Raw genomic sequence first — 17,878 nt, forward strand, 5'->3', positions numbered from 1 at the left:
CCGTGTATAGCCTTTCAATCTCTGACTCTGCACCTGTTAAGATGCTAAAACTATTGGCAAGACGCTGTTCGCTGAAATATCGGGCATTGATTTGTTGAAGCTCATACAGCTCATTCGTTCGTATACTGATTTAGTGGCGTGCATAGGATGAAGCTCGTTTAAAATGGGACAATTGGTGACCGTTAGATCATTTGAATGCTTAAAAGATGCGTCGATCACGCAGCGCAGGCAAGGTGCGTTATAAATGGTTTTTCCTTCATTTTGCTGGCTCTGCTGTTATGATTGAATTTGGCGGTTTATCCGAGGGAGAGTTAAATCAGGAATTGAAAAACGGGGCAAAGCTTGGGGCATACGACAAATAAAAAAGATAACAGCCTCAAATAGCTGTTATCTTTTTGTCTGAGACGGCCTATGAAAAATCTTTAAATAAGGCAATAAAGATGTCGCGTGATTTTTTGATCTGCTCCAGAGGCACACTGAAGGATAAACGGAAGTGCCCTTTCATCCCAAAACCGCTGCTCGGTACAATTAACAATTTATACTTTTGCGCTGCATGCACACAAAATGCGACTTCATCTTCAATTGGCGACTTCGGAAAAACGAAGAAACCGCCTTTTGGCATTTCAAATTCAAAACCGGCTTCCTTTAAAATATCAACCATGAGATCCCTGCGCTCTTTATAAGCGCTTGCGTCTATTCTTAAATCGTCCATTCTCGCCACAGCCCGCTGCATCATGACAGGCGCATTTACAAATCCAAGCGTTCGATTGCAGTACACAAAAGCGTTTATCAAAAGGTCAGCATCCGGCATGCTGCTGTCTAAGCCGATATAACCGAGCCGCTCCCCTGCTATGCCGAGGTCTTTACTGAATGAGCTCGCCAAAATGACACGGTGATACGATTGAAACGGATTTGCCAGTTCTTCATCATAAATCAGCTGACTGTACGGTTCATCAAACAGCACATAGATGGTTTGGCCGTTTGTCTCTTCGATCTCTTTTAACAGAGCGCCTAGATCATCTATATTTTTCTGGCTGAGTACGGTTCCCGTCGGGTTATGCGGTGTATTCAGGATGAGACCTTTCGTCTGCGGGGTGATCGCCTGCCTGACCGCTTCAATGTCAATCTCGAACCGGGCTGTCAGCGGGCAGCTGACAGCCTTCCCGCCATAGTTCTCAATATACAATTTATATTCTGCAAAATAAGGAGCGAGAATCATGACCTCTTCTCCCGGATTTAATATACTTTTTAACGCCACATTCAATGCGCCGCCCGCACCTACTGTCATGACAACGCGCTCAGCTGAAAACTCGGCAGCAAAGCGGCCTGCCAGAAATTGCGCGACTTTTTCTCTAGCTTCAGGAAGGCCCTGATTTTGTATGTATCCGTGGTTTCCTTTTTCAGCTTCTTCTATTAATGCTCTCGTAAAGGCTTCAGGCGGTTCAACTACCGGGTTGCCGATTGAAAAATCAAACACCTGGTCATTCCCGAACTCTTTCTTCAGTCTCGCTCCTTCATCGAACAGCTTTCGAATCCACGATCCTTTATTAAGGTTCTCTTCAATTTCCCGCGATAAACCAGCCAATCTCATCTGTCCCTTCTGCACATATAAATTGAACATTCTATCTATCTATGTTACTTCAATCAGAATTCGGATACCACAATTTCCATATCCGGCATCTCAAAAAAACAATAAACTTGTGTAAGGCACCCTTCATATATTAAACTATTCTCATAACTATAACGTGATGGTTGGGAGGGATTTAGATGGGGCTGAGACTTATCGTATCAGTGAACTAGCGGCACTTGCCGGAGTAACGAAACGAACAGTTGATTATTATACGAATCTTGGTCTGCTGACGCCGGCCAGATCCTGTTCAAATTATCGTTACTACGATGAAAACGCACTTAAACGACTCATATTTATTGTAGATTGCAAGCAGCAGAGATTGGCCCTGTCCGATATTAAAGATCGACTGGAGAACCAGTTTCCCTCTTCAGCCATAGCTCATGACGAAATTGGAAATCTGGCATCTGAAATTGATTATATGAATCAAAACATCTCCGGAATCTTGCATCGGTTTGAACGGCTGGAGCCTGAGGAGCGTGACAAGCTAAAAAGCAAACTTACACCCGAAAAGCTCGCCGTGTTCCAATCATTTATGCTGCTGTTAAGTTAAAACCATTTTACTAACAGGAGGTGTTACCTTCATTCTCATTGTAGAGTGAAGGTTCTAATTGGACATAGTGAATTTGATTTTAGTCGCTGTTTTAATCGCCCTGACGGCGTTTTTCGTAGCATCTGAGTTTGCCATTATCAGAATCAGAGGCTCACGGATTGATCAGCTGATCGCGGAAGGAAATAAAGCAGCAATTGCCGCAAAAAGAGTGACCACGCATCTTGATGAGTATCTATCTGCGTGTCAGCTTGGAATTACATTGACTTCCATTGGATTAGGGGTTTTAGGGGAATCAACGATTGAAAGGCTTGTTCATCCGCTTTTCGTACAATTGGACGTACCAAGTTCCCTTTCACATATCATATCGTTTATTTTGGCGTATGCCATTATCACGTTCCTGCACGTTGTTGTCGGAGAACTTGCACCTAAGACAGTTGCCATCCAAAAGGCGGAAGCAGTGTCTATGCTGTTTGCGAAACCGCTGATTTGGTTTTACCGCATCATGTTCCCGTTCATCTGGCTTTTGAACAATTCCGCACGGTTATTGACAAAAGCTTTTGGCCTGGAGACCGTATCAGAAAACGAATTGGCTCACTCTGAAGAAGAGCTAAGAATCATTCTGTCGGAAAGCTATAAAAGCGGTGAAATTAACCAGTCAGAGTTTAAATATGTGAATAAAATCTTTGAATTTGACGACAGGCTCGCGAAAGAAATTATGATCCCGCGGACCGAGATTGTCAGCCTTCCGCACGATATTAAGATTTCTGAAATGATGGAAATCATTCAAATTGAAAAATATACCCGCTACCCAGTAGAAGAGGGCGATAAAGATAATATTATCGGGGTTATTAATATTAAAGAAGTGCTGACCGCCTGCATCAGCGGCGAGGTTTCTGTTGATTCCACCATCTCTCAATTCGTGAATCCGATCATTCATGTGATTGAATCTGCGCCGATCCATGATTTGCTTGTCAAAATGCAAAAAGAAAGAGTCCACATGGCAATCCTTTCAGATGAATACGGCGGAACTGCCGGACTGGTGACGGTAGAGGACATTATTGAAGAAATCGTTGGCGAAATCCGCGATGAGTTTGATATTGATGAAATCAGCGAAATCCGCAAAATCGGCGAAGGCCATTACATGCTGGACGGTAAAGTCTTGATCGACCAAGTGAACGACCTGCTCGGCATTCATTTAGAGAATGAAGAAGTCGATACGATCGGCGGCTGGTTCCTTACTCAGAAATACGATGTTGAAAAGAACGATTCAATTATCGAAGAAGGCTGTGAATTTATTATTAATGAAATTGACGGCCACCACGTCGCTTATATTGAAGTGAAAAAGCTCGCAGCAGAAGAGCTGATAGAAGTTGGAGAGTCGAAAGAAGCATAATTTGAAAAAGACACCCTTTATTGGGGTGTCTTTTTTTATTCTGGTTCGTTTTTGACGTGATCATACCTCTCTTCTGAAAACTGCTGCTAATAAATCGGTCATCCGCGGGAACTCTAAAAAGGTGCAACTGCGAGAAAAACGAACATCTCTGCATTATTATCGAAAAGGAGCGAAAACATGAAAGTTGTCGTAACTGGAGCAGCAGGTAAAATCGGACGCTGGGCTGTAAGAACAATATTAGAGGCCGGCCATGATGTGACAGCATCAGACAGAGTATTAAAAGAAGAATCCGCATCGAAAAAATTTATTCAAGCTGATTTACGGGATTACGGTCAGGTATGTCAGCTAATTATGGGCTGTGACGCTGTGATTCACCTTGGGAATATCCCTACAGATGTCAGGAATACATCACAGGCGATATTTGAAAATAATATGCTTGTTAATTTTAATATCCTGGAAGCCTGTAAAGATTTTAAAATCCGTAAGCTTGTGTGGGCTTCAAGTGAAACGGTGCTGGGATATCCATTTGTGCCGGACGAGCTCAGTTACCTTCCCGTAGACGAGGAGCATCCAACGATCGTAAAGTCATCTTATGCGATGGCAAAACGGCTGACCGAAATCCTCTCAGATATGTATTCAAAGCTGATCAATACACAAATTGTCACTCTCCGCTTTGCGAATATATATGAGCCTGATGAGTACGAAAAAATCCCAGGCATGCACTGGAACGAGCAGCAAAAGGATATTCAAAAGAAAAACGCATGGGCGTATTGTGATGTCAGGGATGCTGCACATGCTTGCCTTCTAGCACTCGAAAAAAACAATCTCGGAAATGACGTCTTCCATATTACTGCACCCGATACCATCATGAAAGAGCCGAGTGAAGACTTAGTAAAACGATTTTTCCCCGATGTATCTTTAAAGAGAGATATAAAAGGATATGAAACGCTGATGGCAATCGATAAAGCCCAAAAGGTCCTTGGCTATGAACCGCGTTATACATGGCGTTCTGTATTAAATAATGACGGCTCTCTTAAAGCACTGCCAGAGGATCAGCTATCATTATCAAAAATATAAACATCACAAAAAAGCAGCAGGCGATCACCGGACTCCTGCTGCTTTTTTTATATCATAATCATCTAAATTGATATCCAAATCCATTTTGAGGGCCATCTTCGCCAACTGCTTCCCCATATAGGGGCCCATTGTTAAACCAGACGATCCAAGACCGTTTGCCACTATGATCCCATTCCAGCCGGGAAGAGATCCGATCACCGGCACATCGCCTGGTGTAAAGGGGCGTAAGCCGACTCTTGCCTCTTGAAAGGTGCTGTTCGCTAAGCCGGGAGCCATTTCTAATCCTTTGCTCAGAAGTTCCTGCAGCCCGCCAGCCGTTATCCGCACATCACGTCCGCCTATCTCATCTTCACGTGTCGCACCGATGGCTATTCTATTGTCATGATAAGCTAAAAGATATTCTTTGGAAGGCGGCATCACTGCAGGCCAGCTGTCGATATGATTTACATTCGGCACCTGCACATACACAATTTGCGCTTTTTGCACACTTACTTTGAAGTGAATTCCCAAAGGCGCTAACAATTGGTCTGCCCAAACACCGGCACAAACAATAACCTCGTCAGAAGAATAGATTTCATTACCGACAGTTACGCCTGTGACACGATTCGAATGATGTCGAAGCGCAGCATCACCTTTTAAAATGACTGCACCGTTTCTTTGAGCAGATCTCAATAATGTATCTCGCAGCACTTCTCCATCCACGCGGGCGGCTCCGCTTATATGAACAGAATGGTACCGTCCAGCCAGCAGAGGAAACAAATCAGCTGTTTGGTTTTCATGAAGAAAGGTAATCTCACCAATTTCCGCGGCAGCTTGTTTACGCTCCCGCACACGTTTTTCGATCTTTTCTATCATTTCTTTATCGTGATGAATACTGAGAGCACCGACTTGAGCATAACCAATGTCCGTCTCGCCTTCTTTTCTAAGTTCTTCTATGAACCGAGGATAAAAGCGCGCTCCGTCCTTTGCCAGCCGGTACCAAGCCTGATCACGGCGAGGAGACAGCCATGGACAGATAATGCCTTTCGCTGCATGGGTGGCCTGGCCCTTATCTTTCCGATCTATAACAAGAACCTCTGCACCCATTTTGGCTAGCTGATATGCTGTTGATGCTCCCAAAATTCCAGCCCCGACTATTATCATTTTTTTCATGATCCGTAACCTTTCCCAATGATCAATACCTCATTTAGTATAGCTAATGGCCCAGGAAATTATAAACAATCGGGAAATGGGTGAATGCAATGACTGATGAATTAGAGTTGTTCCAGCTTCTTTTCAAGCTCTTTAATGCTGTTATTCAAAGCCTCTGTCATAGCCGCCAGCCTTTCCTTAGACGGAAGATGGGCAAAATCGGCCTGCTGCAAAGGTTTACCGATAATCAGCTTCATTTTTCCTTTTTTGAACAATGCCTTTCCGCTTGAAGGTCCTTTATAAGCGGCCGGAACAAGGGGCGCTTTCCCCATTTGCGCAATTGTCACTGCGCCTCTTTTTAAAGGCACATCCTCAGAGGTTCTTGTTCCGCTTGGGAAGATTCCGACAATTTCTCCTTCTTTCAGCAGCTTAATCGGCGTTTTAATGCTGCTTGGGCCGGGATTTTCCCGATCTACCGGAAAGGCATGAATTTTCTTCAGAAACGAACCGATCCATTTATTTTGAAAAAGCTCTTTTTTCGCCATGTAGTGTATTTGATAAGGAAGAATCCCGACTCCGAGTGTGATCACATCAACCCAGCCAGAGTGTGTACACGCGATGACAAAACCTGAATCGGCCGGAAGGTTTTCTTTGTTATACACCTTCACTCCTCCGCGAAGAGAAAGAATAACTTTTAAAGCATTTGCACAAAACTTATACATATCGCACTTCCTTTGTCGTAATCAATGATTCTTTCTGTTACTTATTATAACAACATTTTTTATTACCTGGTACTAATTTTTAAGATTTCTCTTTTCTTAACGTCAAAAAGCTGAGGAATCATCCTCAGCTTTTTGTTATATGCCCTCTCTTGTCGGAGGCGCCATAAATTCCGGTCCGACCGGGTTTGATATCGTCTGTTCCAATATGGTATTGATGTCTTTTTTATCTTCACTGCTCAGCGTCCAGCCGGTAATTTCTGATACCGCCTCTATTTGCTCAGGTTTTCTAGCCCCCCAAAGGGCGATCCCAGCTCCCGGCTGGTCTAAAATCCATCTGACGGCCAGATGAATCACTGATTTTCCATACCGTGTCTTCGCCAGCTCATCTAATTGATTGACAGCAGAAAGATACTCTTTAAATCTTGGCTTCTGGAATTTCGGATCGTGATTTCGGAGATCGTCTCCCTCAAACGAATGATCTTCTGTCATTTTTCCTGTTAACAGCCCTCTGCATAAACTGCCGTACAATAGTGTTGTCATCTGTTTGTCTTTCGCATACGGAAGCACATTCTCTTCAATTTCCCTTTCAAACAGATTGTAAGGAGGCTGGATTGTATGAAGCGGAGCAACAGCCCGAAATGTATCCATTTGTTCAACTGAAAAATTACTGACGCCGATCGCGCGGATTTTCCCGGCATCATATAATTCCTTCATCACTTCTGCTGTTTCCTCTATCGGGACAAGCGGATCAGGCCAGTGCACCTGATATAGATCGATATAATCCGTCTGAAGACGTTGCAGGGAATCCTCGACCTCCTGTATAATTCTCGCTCTGTTAGCATGGCGGAACAGCTGATTGTTTTTCCAATCCAGCGCCGTTTTAGTGGCAAGAACAACCTGATCTCTTGCCCCATGCTGCTTGATCGCCTTCCCGACAATTTCTTCGGACTGTCCGAAGCCATACGCCGGCGCGGTGTCAATCAGTGTGATCCCCTTATCAAGAGCGGCGCGGATGGTTTCGATCGATGTTTTTTCATCAGTGCCTCCCCACATGGTTCCGCCGATCGCCCATGTGCCGAGTCCAATTCGGGAGGCTTTTATTCCTGTGTCTGAGATACTGGTGTATTCCATTGTGCCACTCCTTCACTTTTTCACTATGGTTTCCCTGATGGAAAAAATGTTAAACATTTCTCACCACTATCTTTCAGGGCAAATTTTCGGTACTATAGAGTAATGGTGTTTAATTACGTATTAAAAAGCCGTTTGCATGTAATGTGCAACTTTAAACCTTTCTTATGCGTGTATAACATAGAGGGGAGAAAAGGCAGTGACGATCGATGAAATTTACCAAATGTACATGAATGATGTTTACAGGTTCCTGCTCTCCATGACAAAAGACAAGCATCTTGCCGAAGACTTGCTGCAGGAAACCTTTATGCGGGCATACATACACATTCACTCCTATGATCACAGCAAAGTAAAGCCCTGGCTTTTTCAAGTGGCGCGGAACGCCTTCATTGATTACGTCAGAAAGCATAAGAAAGAAGTAACCATTTCTGATGATTTGATTGGAAGTCTCTTTCAAACTGCTGTTCAGAGCCCTGCCCATCAGGTAGAGATAAAGGAAGTGCTGACTGGTTATATGTCCGAGCTCCCCGATAACTATCGGGAGGCGTTAACACTATATTATTTAAAAGAATTAAATTACAAAGAAGCATCCCATATTATGAATATTTCAGAGGCGAATTTTAAAAGTGTTTTGTTTCGTGCCAGACAGCGGCTGAAAGCACTTTATAATAGAGGTGTTAATGATGAATGAAGAATTTAAAAAGCGTTTTGATCAATATAAAAACGGTGAAATGAGCGATCAGGAAATGACCGCGTTTGAAGAGGAACTTGAGAAGCTCGAAGTGTATCAGGAAATGATTGATAGTGAGCTGCCAGACGATCATGATTGGGATGTCGACATCAGTCCTGAAAAACAAAAAGCCATTCTGGCCTACGGCAAACGGAAGTCTTATTTGCGTATTTCCGCGCTTGCCGTCATTTCGACATTAATGATTTTGCCGCTATGTACGCTGGGAAGCTACCTCTATTACGGAATGGGAGGAAAACACAGCACCGGCAATGAATTTATGGAAACTGCCGCAGTCACTGTAGCCCTGACTATGCCAAATGTTCTTGTCGATACTTCTGGACTGAAGAGCCAGGTGAAGCTGTTTGGCATGAATACAGAATTCCCGCTGCAAAAACAGATTGGCACAAAAACGGCCGCCGTGGGGAATGAACGGGTGGAAATGTTTTATGACAGAGTGAAAGCGCCGGTCGTCAACTACTATGACTTAGAAATCCATAAAGCCGGCCATTACTTTACACACCCATCAAGCGGATCTGAACAAACAACCGCAAAAGCAGAAAAAACATTAAAAACTTTGCCTGAAGGGACTGTTTCCGAGGTCTACCTTTCTTATGACCGGGCATATCCGACAAAAGAAGTGTATCAAAAATTCAGCGGCTATGATGTAAGCTTTTTGTGGAACGCGGTTGAAACAGAGAACAATACAAAGGATACCCCTTACGCAGAGCCGCTTGGCTACCCAGGGAAAGATTCAAAGTTCCTGACTGCGCTTAATACAAAAGGCAAGTCAAACGGCGACCAATTTATCGATGCTTTAACTTACATATCGAAGCACGAGAAATGGGCGCAGGTCATCTCAAAACGAAAAGATTTAAAAGTGGACTCCCGCTTGGATTATGTAGAGAAAAATGGTGTTAATGTATACGGCTCAGTCGTTACAGGACCGACCAAGGAAATCCAGCGCATGCTGAAAAACAAATCAGTAAAATCAGCAAATGTCGGCGAGGTGGAATTATGGAATTGGTAAGAATTTTTAAAGAACATAATGTATTTGGCTGGATATCTGTCGGGACAGCAATTCTGTCTTTGCTCTTGCTTAATTTGGCGATTATCAGCAATGTGACCTCTTATTCTTATCAAATGCTGCCGTTTGCCATGGCCGCCGTTCCGTTTGGCGTTATCGAGCTTTTCATCAAAAGAGGACGCACGGGTCCCGGCCTGCTCGGCGTTGTACTTAATCTCTTTGTGATTATCTGTGTGTATACCATCGTATCAGTGGATACCAACTTACAGTTTGGCTTTTAGCAGAAAAGACGCCTGAAACGGCGTCTTTTTTATTACAGCTGTTTTCTGAATAAATAACTTTCAATCGTAAATCCCATTTTATCCTTATAAAATCTGTGGGCGTCTTTGCGCTGAAGGCCTGATGAAAGACTGACAAGAGGATAGCCCGCATCTCTCGCCCAGTTTGCCGCATAATCCAAAAGAAGTTTGCCGTACCCTTTAGATCTATGAGACCCGCTTGTGACAAGATCCGCTATCCATACGTACTCTCCTTTATGAAGCGAGACCCTTGGCAGTGCGCCGCACAGCGCCCTGATCGCTTTATCCTCATATAAGGCAAACAGCATATACGACTCTTTTTGGACACAGCGCTCCAGCCTATGTAAATACGTCTTTTCATCCAGCTCTGTTCTTAATTCACGCATTACCGGATATGCTTCCATCCATTCTTCTCTAGTCGTTAATTGTTTGATATGAAGCATCTTATCAATCCCCTCTCCATTCGTTACAATGATAATATCCGATTTATGGCATTCACCAAATAGCCAAAACCTGAAAAAATGACCACGTCAGGTGCAAAGGAGAGATAAAATGGATATCACGCCGTTTCTGGACAAAACAAGCAAAACACCGCTGTATGAACAGCTTTACACCTATTTCAAACAAGAAATGACACATGCCAGAATCACCAAGGGAATGAGGCTTCCGTCAAAACGCAGGCTCTCCGGCTTGCTCGGTGTCAGCACGGCAACGGTAGAACGCGCCTACGAGCAATTAACCGCTGAAGGATATGTCAAAAGCAAGCCTAAAATCGGCTGGTTTGCGGCAGAAATTGAACCTGAGTTTCCGGCTGCTCCAGTATCATATCAACCGCCTCCTCAATCGGTCACTCATAAAGAAATAGAACCTGTTATTAACTTTCATCAAGGAAATGTCGACCCGGTCCACTTTCCCTTTAACGCTTGGCGAAAAAGCATAGTGAAAAGTCTCGATCTGTATTCTGAACAATTTCACACCTCAGGCGATCCTCAAGGAGAACCTGCACTCAGAGAAATGATAGCCCGATTTGTCAGACTGTCACGGGGTGTCAATTGTGACCCCAGCCAGATTATTATCGGAGCAGGCACTACTGTCCTTCTGCAAATTCTTTGCCTTACGCATCAGCCGGGAACAAAAATCGGTTTTGAAGAACCGGGATTTCACCGTTCAAGACGAATGTTTGAGGCCAATCACATGAACGTGATTCCCATTTGCACTGATGAAGAAGGAGTCCTGCCGGCTATCCTTACACACGAGAGCCCGCATCTTGTCTATACGACTCCCTCGCATCAATTCCCGCTCGGGAGCATAATGACGATCGCCCGAAGACAGGAACTGTTATCTTGGGCAAAAGAGGCAAACTCATTTATTATTGAGGATGATTATGATGGAGAATTCCGCTACAGCGGGCAGCCCATTCCATCTCTGCAAGGCCTTGACCCGAATGGCAGGGTCATTTATCTCGGCACTTTTTCAAAATCATTGCTCCCTTCCTTGCGGATCAGCTATATGATTCTTCCTGCTGCACTTATTGAACCCGTAAGAAAAAATGCGCTTTTGATGAAACAGACCGTCTCTTCCCATAATCAATTGGCATTGGCAGATTTCATTGAAAACGGCGAATGGCAAAAGCATTTGAACAGGATGAGATCCTTGTATCGAAAAAAACACGCTGTTCTGCTGGAAGCGATACGAACTGAACTGGGAGACAGTGTGGAGGTTCTCGGAAAAAACTCGGGGCTTCACATCCTGCTCCGGCTTATGTTTTCAGCCAGTGAGGATGAAGCAATAAAAGCCGCTGCCAAAAACAGAGTGAATGTCTATCCGGTATCTCCATCGTACAAAAGCCAGCCGCCGTTTGTTTCTGTCTTAATCGGTTATGGAGGGCTTTCTGAAGAGGACATCCGGCTCGGTATCAAAAAGCTGAAAACCGCATGGGAGCCGCTGATGAAATCATAAAAAACAAAAAAACAGGCCCCCAACGGAGCCTGTTTTTCTAAAAGGATATAATCCCGATTAAATTTAAGAACACAATAATAATAGCCAGCGGCACAACGAAACGGAGCAAATAAAACCATATATAAAAGAATGCTTTTCCGGGATGCGATCCTTGTCTCATTTCTGCCCACAGCTCCTGTTTCGATATTTTCAGCGGAATAAAAATAGAAATTAACAGGGCGCCTAATGGCAGCAGAACATTGCTGACAGTAAAATCGACAACGTCAAAAAACGTCTTATCAAATATGCGCACATCGCTCAGCATGCCATAAGATAAGCAAGATGGGATACCGACTAAGAAGATTAAAAACCCGCTTGTCCATGACAGTTTTTTCCTCTTCGTTTCATCGCCTTTGCCGATAATGGCTACAATCATTTCCACCATTGAAAAGGCAGAGGTCAGTGCGGCAAATAAAAATGCGACAAGAAAGCCGATGAAAAACAGGATGCCGAACGGAAGCTGTTCAAAAACGGCCGGAAGCACTGTAAACAGCAAAGTCGGACCTTCATTCGGCTCCAATCCGAAGGAGAAAACCGCAGGAAAAATAGCCAGGCCTGCCAAAAGTGTCACAATGATATTCATGACGACAATGGAGGCTGCAGACCGCGGGATATTTTGCGTTTTCGGCAGATAGGAGCTGTAAGTCACCATGACCGAAACCCCCAGTGTTAACGTAAAGAAAGCCTGTCCCAGCGCAAATAAAACAGACTCCGGCGTCAAATCGCCGAAATGAGGCACAAGCAAAAATTTCACGCCTTCAATCGCATGATCCAGCGTGAGCGACCGAAGAACAAGCAGGACAAACAATATAAACAAAATCGGCATCATCACCGCGCTTACCCGTTCAATCCCTTTTTGAACCCCTCTGGCGACAACCAGCACAGTCAGCACCATAAAGATAAGCTGAGCCGCGAGCGTCTGCACGGGATTTTGAATAACAGAACCAAAAAGTGCACCGTACTGTTCCTGAGTGAGTCCTGACAGTGAACCTGATGCTGTTTTCACTATATATAGTAAAATCCATCCTCCGATAACACTGTAAAACGATAAAACTAAGAAACAAGCCGCTACGCCGACCCATCCTGTGAGAAACCAAGCTGTTCGCGGCGCTTCTTTTTTATATGCATCAATGGCATTCGTTTGGTTCCGTCTTCCAAAGATAAATTCTCCCACTAAAAGCGGATAGCCCAAGAGAATGGTAAATAGCACAAAAATAAGGAAAAAGGCGCCTCCTCCATTCGTCCCCGCTACATAAGGGAACTTCCAAATCGCGCCTAAGCCGATAGCTGATCCAGCGGCAGCCATGACGAAACCGATTTTTGAAGCCCATTGGACTGGTTTTTGCTCAGACAATGATGTCACTTCCTTTCCAGCCTATATTATCTCTTATTTTCATGCTTATTTCTATATATTCATTTGATGAGAATAGAAAAGAGAGCGGCCAGGGTAAGCCGCTCTCTTCTTTGAGAGTTATTGATTTAATTTTGAATGCTTTCTTGAATATAAGAAATAGATCGCCATGCCAATTAACAGCCACACAAGGAAGCGGACAATCGTTACCCATCCAAGATTAAAAATTAAGACCAGGCAGAAAAGAATTGCTAAGCCCGGGATAACCGGAACCCCTGGGCATTTAAAAGCTCTCGGGAGATCAGGCTGTTTCTTTCTCAATACGATAACCGCCACAGAAATCAGCACAAACGCTGACAGCGTTCCGATGTTTACCAGCTTGGCAAGCTCATCAAGCGGAACAAGTGAACCGAGAAGCGCCGACATAATGCCGAAAAACCAAGTCGCTACATAAGGTGTTTTATGCTTCGGATGAACCTTAGAAAGCGAGCCCGGAACCAGGCCGTCACGAGACATAGCAAACATAACGCGTGTCTGTCCATAAAGCATCACAAGCATAACCGTTGTCATTCCCAAAACCGCGCCGATATCGATAATGCCTGCCACCCAGTTTTGCCCCGCGCTTTGAAGAACGAGAGAAACCGGATGATCGACGCCTGCAAACTGGGCAAACGGAACAACCCCTGTCATGATGGCTGATACAGTAACATATAAAATCGTACAAGCCAATAATGAGAAAATAATTCCTTTCGGCAGATCCTTCCCAGGGTTTTTCGTCTCTTCCGCAGCAGAGGATACAGCGTCAAATCCGATAAAAGCAAAGAAAACGAGCGCCGCTGCGCTGAATACGCCGCCAAAGCCCATTGGCATAAACGGCTGCCAGTTATCCGGCTTCACGTAAACAGCTGCCACCGCAATAAATAAGAGAACGACCAGCACTTTTAAAATGACCATTATGTTGTTGACTCTTTTAGATTCTCTGATACCTAAATAAAGCAAATACGTAATCGCAAGAACAATGACAAACGCAGGCAGATTAAAAATGGTAAATGTTCCTTTTACAGCCCCCGGAGCAGCCGTTAAGGCAACCGGAAGATGAATGCCCAGCCCGGACAAAAATGATTGAAAATACCCGGACCACCCGACTGAAACGGCACTTACCGCCAGCATATACTCTAAAATTAAATCCCACCCGATAATGAAGGCCAAAAGTTCTCCCATTGTAGCATAAGTAAATGTGTACACGGAACCTGAGACAGGCACACTTGAAGCAAATTCAGCATAAGACAATGCAGCGAATAAACAAGCCAGCGCTGCGACAACAAATGAAATGGTCAGTCCGGGTCCGGCAGTTACCGCCCCTGTCCCCGTCAGTACAAAAATCCCAGTACCAATAATGGCCCCAATCCCAAGCAATGTTAAGTCAAACGCCCCTAATTCTCTTTTTAAGGATTTTTCTCCATTTGTTGCAGCGATTAAATCTTGTATGCTTTTCTTCCTAAATACGCTTCCTTTCATTCCCCTTCAACTCCTAGCTGATGATTTCTTTATATTTTATTTGAATTTTCTGAATTCATGAGCGATAATGGCCGTTTTTCTTTTTTTCTACTATATTTGTACTGGTGATGAATCATTCCTTTCTCCTACTCAATATTATATATAAAAATCTGAAAATGAAAACTAAATTTTTAAAAAATTCGACAAATTTCTGCGGTAACATATTTTCATGCACAAAAAACCAGCAAATCTGCTGGTTTTTTGTACATTATGTTGAAATAAAACGGCCGCCATTTACATGAATCGTCTGTCCCGTCATATAGGAAGATTCGTCAGATGCGAGCAAGACGTACGCCCCCGCATGCTCAACCGGCTGTCCCGGTCTGCCCATCGGTGTATCAAGTCCATGCTGTTTCACTTTTTCTTCCGGGAATGTCGCCGGAATCAGCGGTGTCCAAATCGGACCGGGCGCCACCGCATTCACTCTGATGCCTTTGTCCGCAAGAGATTTGCTCATTGATCGTGTAAAGGAGACAATTGCCCCCTTTGTACTGGAATAGTCAATTAATGCGGTATCCCCTTCATAAGCGGTAATCGAGGTCGTATTAATGATTGCGCTCCCTTCTTTCAAATGAGGCAAAACTTTCTTCGTCATATGAAACATTGAAAAAATGTTCGTGCGGAAGGTTTTTTCAAGCTGTTCTGTTGAAATATCAAGAATACTGTCCTGCGGGTGCTGTTCAGCTGCGTTGTTAACCAAAATATCCAGCTTCCCAAAATGGTCTACGGTTTGCTGTACAGCCTGTTCACAATGCTTCTCATCTCCGACGTCACCCGGGATCAGCAGGCAGCGGACGTTTTCCTGTTCAATCTGTTTTCGCGTTTCCTCCGCGTCAGAATGTTCGTCCAGATAAAGAATGGAGACGTCCGCCCCTTCTTTTGCGTACGCGATTGCTGCCGCTCTCCCGATTCCGCTGTCGCCTCCTGTAATGATCGCGACTTTTCCTTTCAGTTTTCCGCTTCCTTTATAATCACGGTCCTCTGATAAAGGAAGAGGATTCATTTCGGACTCAATACCCGGCTGCCGGTCCTGCCGCTGCGGTTCTTGTCCTTCTGTTTGTCTGTCCATTGGGTTCATATTGATCACTCCTAGACATGATAATACTGATCGTTTACCACATCACAGCAGCGAATAAACCGCAAAATATGTTTATAAAAGTACTTCTTCAGGAATAGCCCCTGTATATTTAGCTGACGGGCGGAAAATCATGTTGTTTTCTGCTTGTTCCAGCACGTGTGCGCACCAGCCTACCATTCGGCTTGCTGAAAACGTCGGTGTAAACAATTCATCATCAAAATCAATTGCCTTCATGACAGCAGCTGCATAAAATTCAACGTTTGTGTACAGCTTGCGGCCCGGTTTGTAGATGTCCAGCAAACGAATCGCTTCTGCCTCTACATGCAGCGCCAGATCCAAATCACGGTCATCGCCTGCAACCTCTTCAGCTTTCTGTCTCAAAGCTTCTGCCCGCGGATCTTTCGTCTTATACACGCGGTGCCCAAATCCCATCAGGCGTTCTCCTTTTTCAAGCTTTGCTGTCAAATACGCTGCAGCATTCGCTTTTTCTCCAATGTCTTCAAGCATTTTCGTCACAGCAGATGGAGCCCCTCCATGAAGCGGGCCTTTCATCGTGCCAAGCGCCGCGGTAATGGCCGATACCAAATCACTCTCTGTAGACAAAGTGACCCGTGCCGAGAAAGTTGATGCATTCATGCCGTGCTCCATGGCCAGAATCATATATGTTTCAAGCGCTTTCTTTTTTGCTTCTGAAGGCTGTTCACCTGTGAGCATATAATAATAGTTTTCGACATGTCCGTACTGGGAAGATGGCTCAATGGATTGCTCGCCGCGCACCCAGCGTTTTCTGTAAGCGATAATGGACGGCGTGATGGCAATCAGCCGAATCGCTTCTTCTATTTTTGGATAAAACGTGTACGTATTTTCCCCTAATGCTGAAACAACCGTTCTCAGTACCGACATGTCGTCCATGTTGTTTGGCAGCGACTGAATCAAACGCCCGATGCGGTCAGGCAGGTTTCGCTCCGCAATCAGCTTTTTTTCAAATGTCTGTAATTCATCTGATGCCGGCAGTTTTCCAAATAAAATCAAGTAAGCGGCTTCTTCAAAGCTGTGATGCAGCGCGATGTCTTTTGCATGATGCCCTCTGTAGATAAGCCGACCTTTTTCGCCGTCAATATGGCTGATTGATGTGTCCACACATGTAATTCCCTTTAATCCGTAATGTACCATTTGTATTCCCCCTATCCTTTTCTGTTATTATAGTAAATATAATTTTTAAAAAATATTGAATATTTTAAAGGGAATTAATTAAAAATCTTAATCAGAGGGAGAATGGAAATGGATTTCAAATGGCTTCACACCTTTGTGACCGCAGCGAAATATGAAAACTTCAGAAAAACAGCAGAAACGCTTTTTTTATCTCAGCCCACTGTAACCGTTCATATCAAGCAATTAGAAAAAGAAATCAGCTGCAAGCTGTTCGAGCGAAAAGGCAGGCAGATTCAGTTAACCGATGAAGGCAGGGCTTATTTGCCGTTCGCACTGAGGCTGCTTGATGACTATGAAAACAGCATGGCAGAGCTCCACAGAGTGAGACAAGGCTACTCTCAAACCTTACAGCTCGCGGTTTCGCCGCTTATTGCCGATACCGTGCTTCCATCTGTTATGAAACGATACACTTCAATGAATACCGAAACAGAAATTGCAGTGAAAATTTTTGAATCGGCAGAAATCTCGTCTCTGATTAAAGCCGGCGAGGCGGATATCGGACTGAGCTGTTTAAAAGTCCAGTCTTCTTCTTTAACATGCCACTGTTTATATAAGGACCCTGTCGTCCTCGTTGCGCCTCCTGATCAGCGTTTCACATCAGACGAAGAAATTGATGCCAAAGAGGTGCTTGAGCAATACCTGCTTTTGACCCACAATCATCCTGACTACTGGGACGACTTACTCCGTCAAGTCAGAGTGACTTTTCCATTTGTGAGAACAATGAAAGTCACACAAACCCATATAACGAAACGGTTTATAAAAGAAGGACTTGGCGTTTCATTCCTCCCCTTATCTACAGTAAAGCGCGAATTAGAGGAAAAACAGATGATCAGAATTCCTTACCATTCTGTGCAGCTGCCTTATGCCGGTGCTTATGCGATCGCCCTTTATGAAAATAAGAAGGAAAAAAAGTTTTTGGACTTTTTATCACATTTTCATTTTTAGATGTAACCAAAACGAAGATGCTCCGTCTAATGAAAAAAACCCGTTCTATGAAC

Annotated in this window: 18 protein-coding genes; 9 read left to right on the plus strand and 9 right to left on the minus strand. The window is 44.2% G+C overall.

Going from position 1 to position 17,878, the window contains the following annotated elements:
* The first annotated feature begins 206 nt into the window (after positions 1–206).
* Positions 207–362: a hypothetical protein gene (locus CJU60_RS21585; protein ID WP_176471080.1), complete on the plus strand. Its 156-nt coding sequence runs from the start codon at positions 207–209 to the stop codon at positions 360–362.
* A gap of 47 nt (positions 363–409) precedes the next feature.
* Here the strand turns inward: CJU60_RS21585 and CJU60_RS10295 are convergent, their stop codons facing one another.
* Positions 410–1,591 carry a pyridoxal phosphate-dependent aminotransferase gene (locus tag CJU60_RS10295; RefSeq protein ID WP_095713731.1) on the minus strand — a complete coding sequence of 394 codons (1,182 nt, stop codon included), beginning with the start codon at positions 1,589–1,591 and terminating at the stop codon, positions 410–412.
* Positions 1,592–1,748: 157 nt separating this feature from the next.
* On the opposite strand from CJU60_RS10295, the gene CJU60_RS10300 reads away from it, so the two are divergent.
* The 3 genes from CJU60_RS10300 (at position 1,749) to CJU60_RS10310 (ending at position 4,650) form a co-directional block, all read left to right on the plus strand.
* Positions 1,749–2,180 carry a Cu(I)-responsive transcriptional regulator gene (locus CJU60_RS10300; RefSeq protein WP_095713762.1) on the plus strand — a complete coding sequence of 144 codons (432 nt, stop codon included), beginning with the start codon at positions 1,749–1,751 and terminating at the stop codon, positions 2,178–2,180.
* A gap of 58 nt (positions 2,181–2,238) precedes the next feature.
* On the plus strand, positions 2,239–3,573 hold the full coding sequence (locus tag CJU60_RS10305; protein ID WP_024120740.1) for a hemolysin family protein: 1,335 nt from the start codon (positions 2,239–2,241) through the stop codon (positions 3,571–3,573).
* 177 nt (positions 3,574–3,750) lie between these two features.
* Complete coding sequence (locus CJU60_RS10310; RefSeq protein ID WP_095713732.1) at positions 3,751–4,650, plus strand: NAD-dependent epimerase/dehydratase family protein; 900 nt, start codon at positions 3,751–3,753, stop codon at positions 4,648–4,650.
* 24 nt (positions 4,651–4,674) lie between these two features.
* Here CJU60_RS10310 and CJU60_RS10315 read toward each other — a convergent pair whose 3' ends face one another.
* The 3 genes from CJU60_RS10315 to CJU60_RS10325 all read right to left on the minus strand — a co-directional run bounded on the left by CJU60_RS10315 (position 4,675) and on the right by CJU60_RS10325 (position 7,634).
* The gene (locus CJU60_RS10315; RefSeq protein WP_095713733.1) at positions 4,675–5,802 is read right to left on the minus strand and encodes an NAD(P)/FAD-dependent oxidoreductase; all 1,128 of its coding nucleotides are present in this window, start codon (positions 5,800–5,802) and stop codon (positions 4,675–4,677) included.
* Positions 5,803–5,903: 101 nt separating this feature from the next.
* On the minus strand, positions 5,904–6,503 hold the full coding sequence (locus tag CJU60_RS10320; protein ID WP_024120737.1) for a 1-acylglycerol-3-phosphate O-acyltransferase: 600 nt from the start codon (positions 6,501–6,503) through the stop codon (positions 5,904–5,906).
* Positions 6,504–6,638: 135 nt separating this feature from the next.
* Positions 6,639–7,634, minus strand: a complete 996-nt coding sequence (locus CJU60_RS10325) for an aldo/keto reductase (protein ID WP_095713734.1) — start codon at positions 7,632–7,634, stop codon at positions 6,639–6,641.
* Positions 7,635–7,830: 196 nt separating this feature from the next.
* Between CJU60_RS10325 and sigM the strand changes: the two genes are divergently transcribed.
* Genes sigM through CJU60_RS10340 form a run of 3 tightly spaced genes read left to right on the plus strand, consistent with a single transcriptional unit; the run spans position 7,831 to position 9,666 of the window.
* Positions 7,831–8,322, plus strand: coding sequence for an RNA polymerase sigma factor SigM (gene sigM / locus CJU60_RS10330; protein ID WP_024120735.1), 492 nt, complete (start codon positions 7,831–7,833; stop codon positions 8,320–8,322).
* The gene (locus CJU60_RS10335; protein ID WP_095713735.1) at positions 8,312–9,388 is read left to right on the plus strand and encodes an anti-sigma factor; all 1,077 of its coding nucleotides are present in this window, start codon (positions 8,312–8,314) and stop codon (positions 9,386–9,388) included. The genes sigM and CJU60_RS10335 overlap by 11 nt, the downstream gene beginning before the upstream one ends.
* Entirely contained in the window at positions 9,376–9,666 is a 291-nt protein-coding gene (locus CJU60_RS10340; RefSeq protein ID WP_024120733.1) for a hypothetical protein, read from the plus strand. Before CJU60_RS10335 ends, CJU60_RS10340 begins: the two co-directional genes overlap by 13 nt.
* 32 nt (positions 9,667–9,698) lie before the next feature.
* Here the strand turns inward: CJU60_RS10340 and CJU60_RS10345 are convergent, their stop codons facing one another.
* On the minus strand, positions 9,699–10,127 hold the full coding sequence (locus tag CJU60_RS10345) for a GNAT family N-acetyltransferase (protein WP_095713736.1): 429 nt from the start codon (positions 10,125–10,127) through the stop codon (positions 9,699–9,701).
* Positions 10,128–10,236: 109 nt separating this feature from the next.
* Between CJU60_RS10345 and pdxR the strand changes: the two genes are divergently transcribed.
* Positions 10,237–11,643, plus strand: coding sequence for a MocR-like pyridoxine biosynthesis transcription factor PdxR (pdxR, locus tag CJU60_RS10350; protein WP_095713737.1), 1,407 nt, complete (start codon positions 10,237–10,239; stop codon positions 11,641–11,643).
* A gap of 37 nt (positions 11,644–11,680) precedes the next feature.
* Here pdxR and CJU60_RS10355 read toward each other — a convergent pair whose 3' ends face one another.
* The 4 genes from CJU60_RS10355 to citA form a co-directional block, all read right to left on the minus strand.
* Entirely contained in the window at positions 11,681–13,036 is a 1,356-nt protein-coding gene (locus tag CJU60_RS10355; RefSeq protein ID WP_059352610.1) for a sodium-dependent transporter, read from the minus strand.
* A gap of 117 nt (positions 13,037–13,153) precedes the next feature.
* Complete coding sequence (gene bcaP / locus CJU60_RS10360) at positions 13,154–14,551, minus strand: branched-chain amino acid transporter BcaP (RefSeq protein ID WP_095713738.1); 1,398 nt, start codon at positions 14,549–14,551, stop codon at positions 13,154–13,156.
* Positions 14,552–14,798: 247 nt separating this feature from the next.
* Positions 14,799–15,668, minus strand: a complete 870-nt coding sequence (locus CJU60_RS10365; protein WP_095713739.1) for an SDR family oxidoreductase — start codon at positions 15,666–15,668, stop codon at positions 14,799–14,801.
* A gap of 72 nt (positions 15,669–15,740) precedes the next feature.
* Positions 15,741–16,841 carry a citrate synthase CitA gene (citA, locus tag CJU60_RS10370; RefSeq protein ID WP_095713740.1) on the minus strand — a complete coding sequence of 367 codons (1,101 nt, stop codon included), beginning with the start codon at positions 16,839–16,841 and terminating at the stop codon, positions 15,741–15,743.
* A 108-nt stretch (positions 16,842–16,949) separates the two neighbouring features.
* Here citA and citR point away from each other — a divergent pair, with 108 nt between their 5' ends.
* Positions 16,950–17,825, plus strand: a complete 876-nt coding sequence (citR, locus tag CJU60_RS10375; protein ID WP_024120726.1) for a transcriptional regulator CitR — start codon at positions 16,950–16,952, stop codon at positions 17,823–17,825.
* Positions 17,826–17,878: the final 53 nt, after the last annotated feature.

This window comes from Bacillus sp. 7705b, assembly GCF_002289525.1.
Lineage (GTDB): Bacteria > Bacillota > Bacilli > Bacillales > Bacillaceae > Bacillus > Bacillus halotolerans.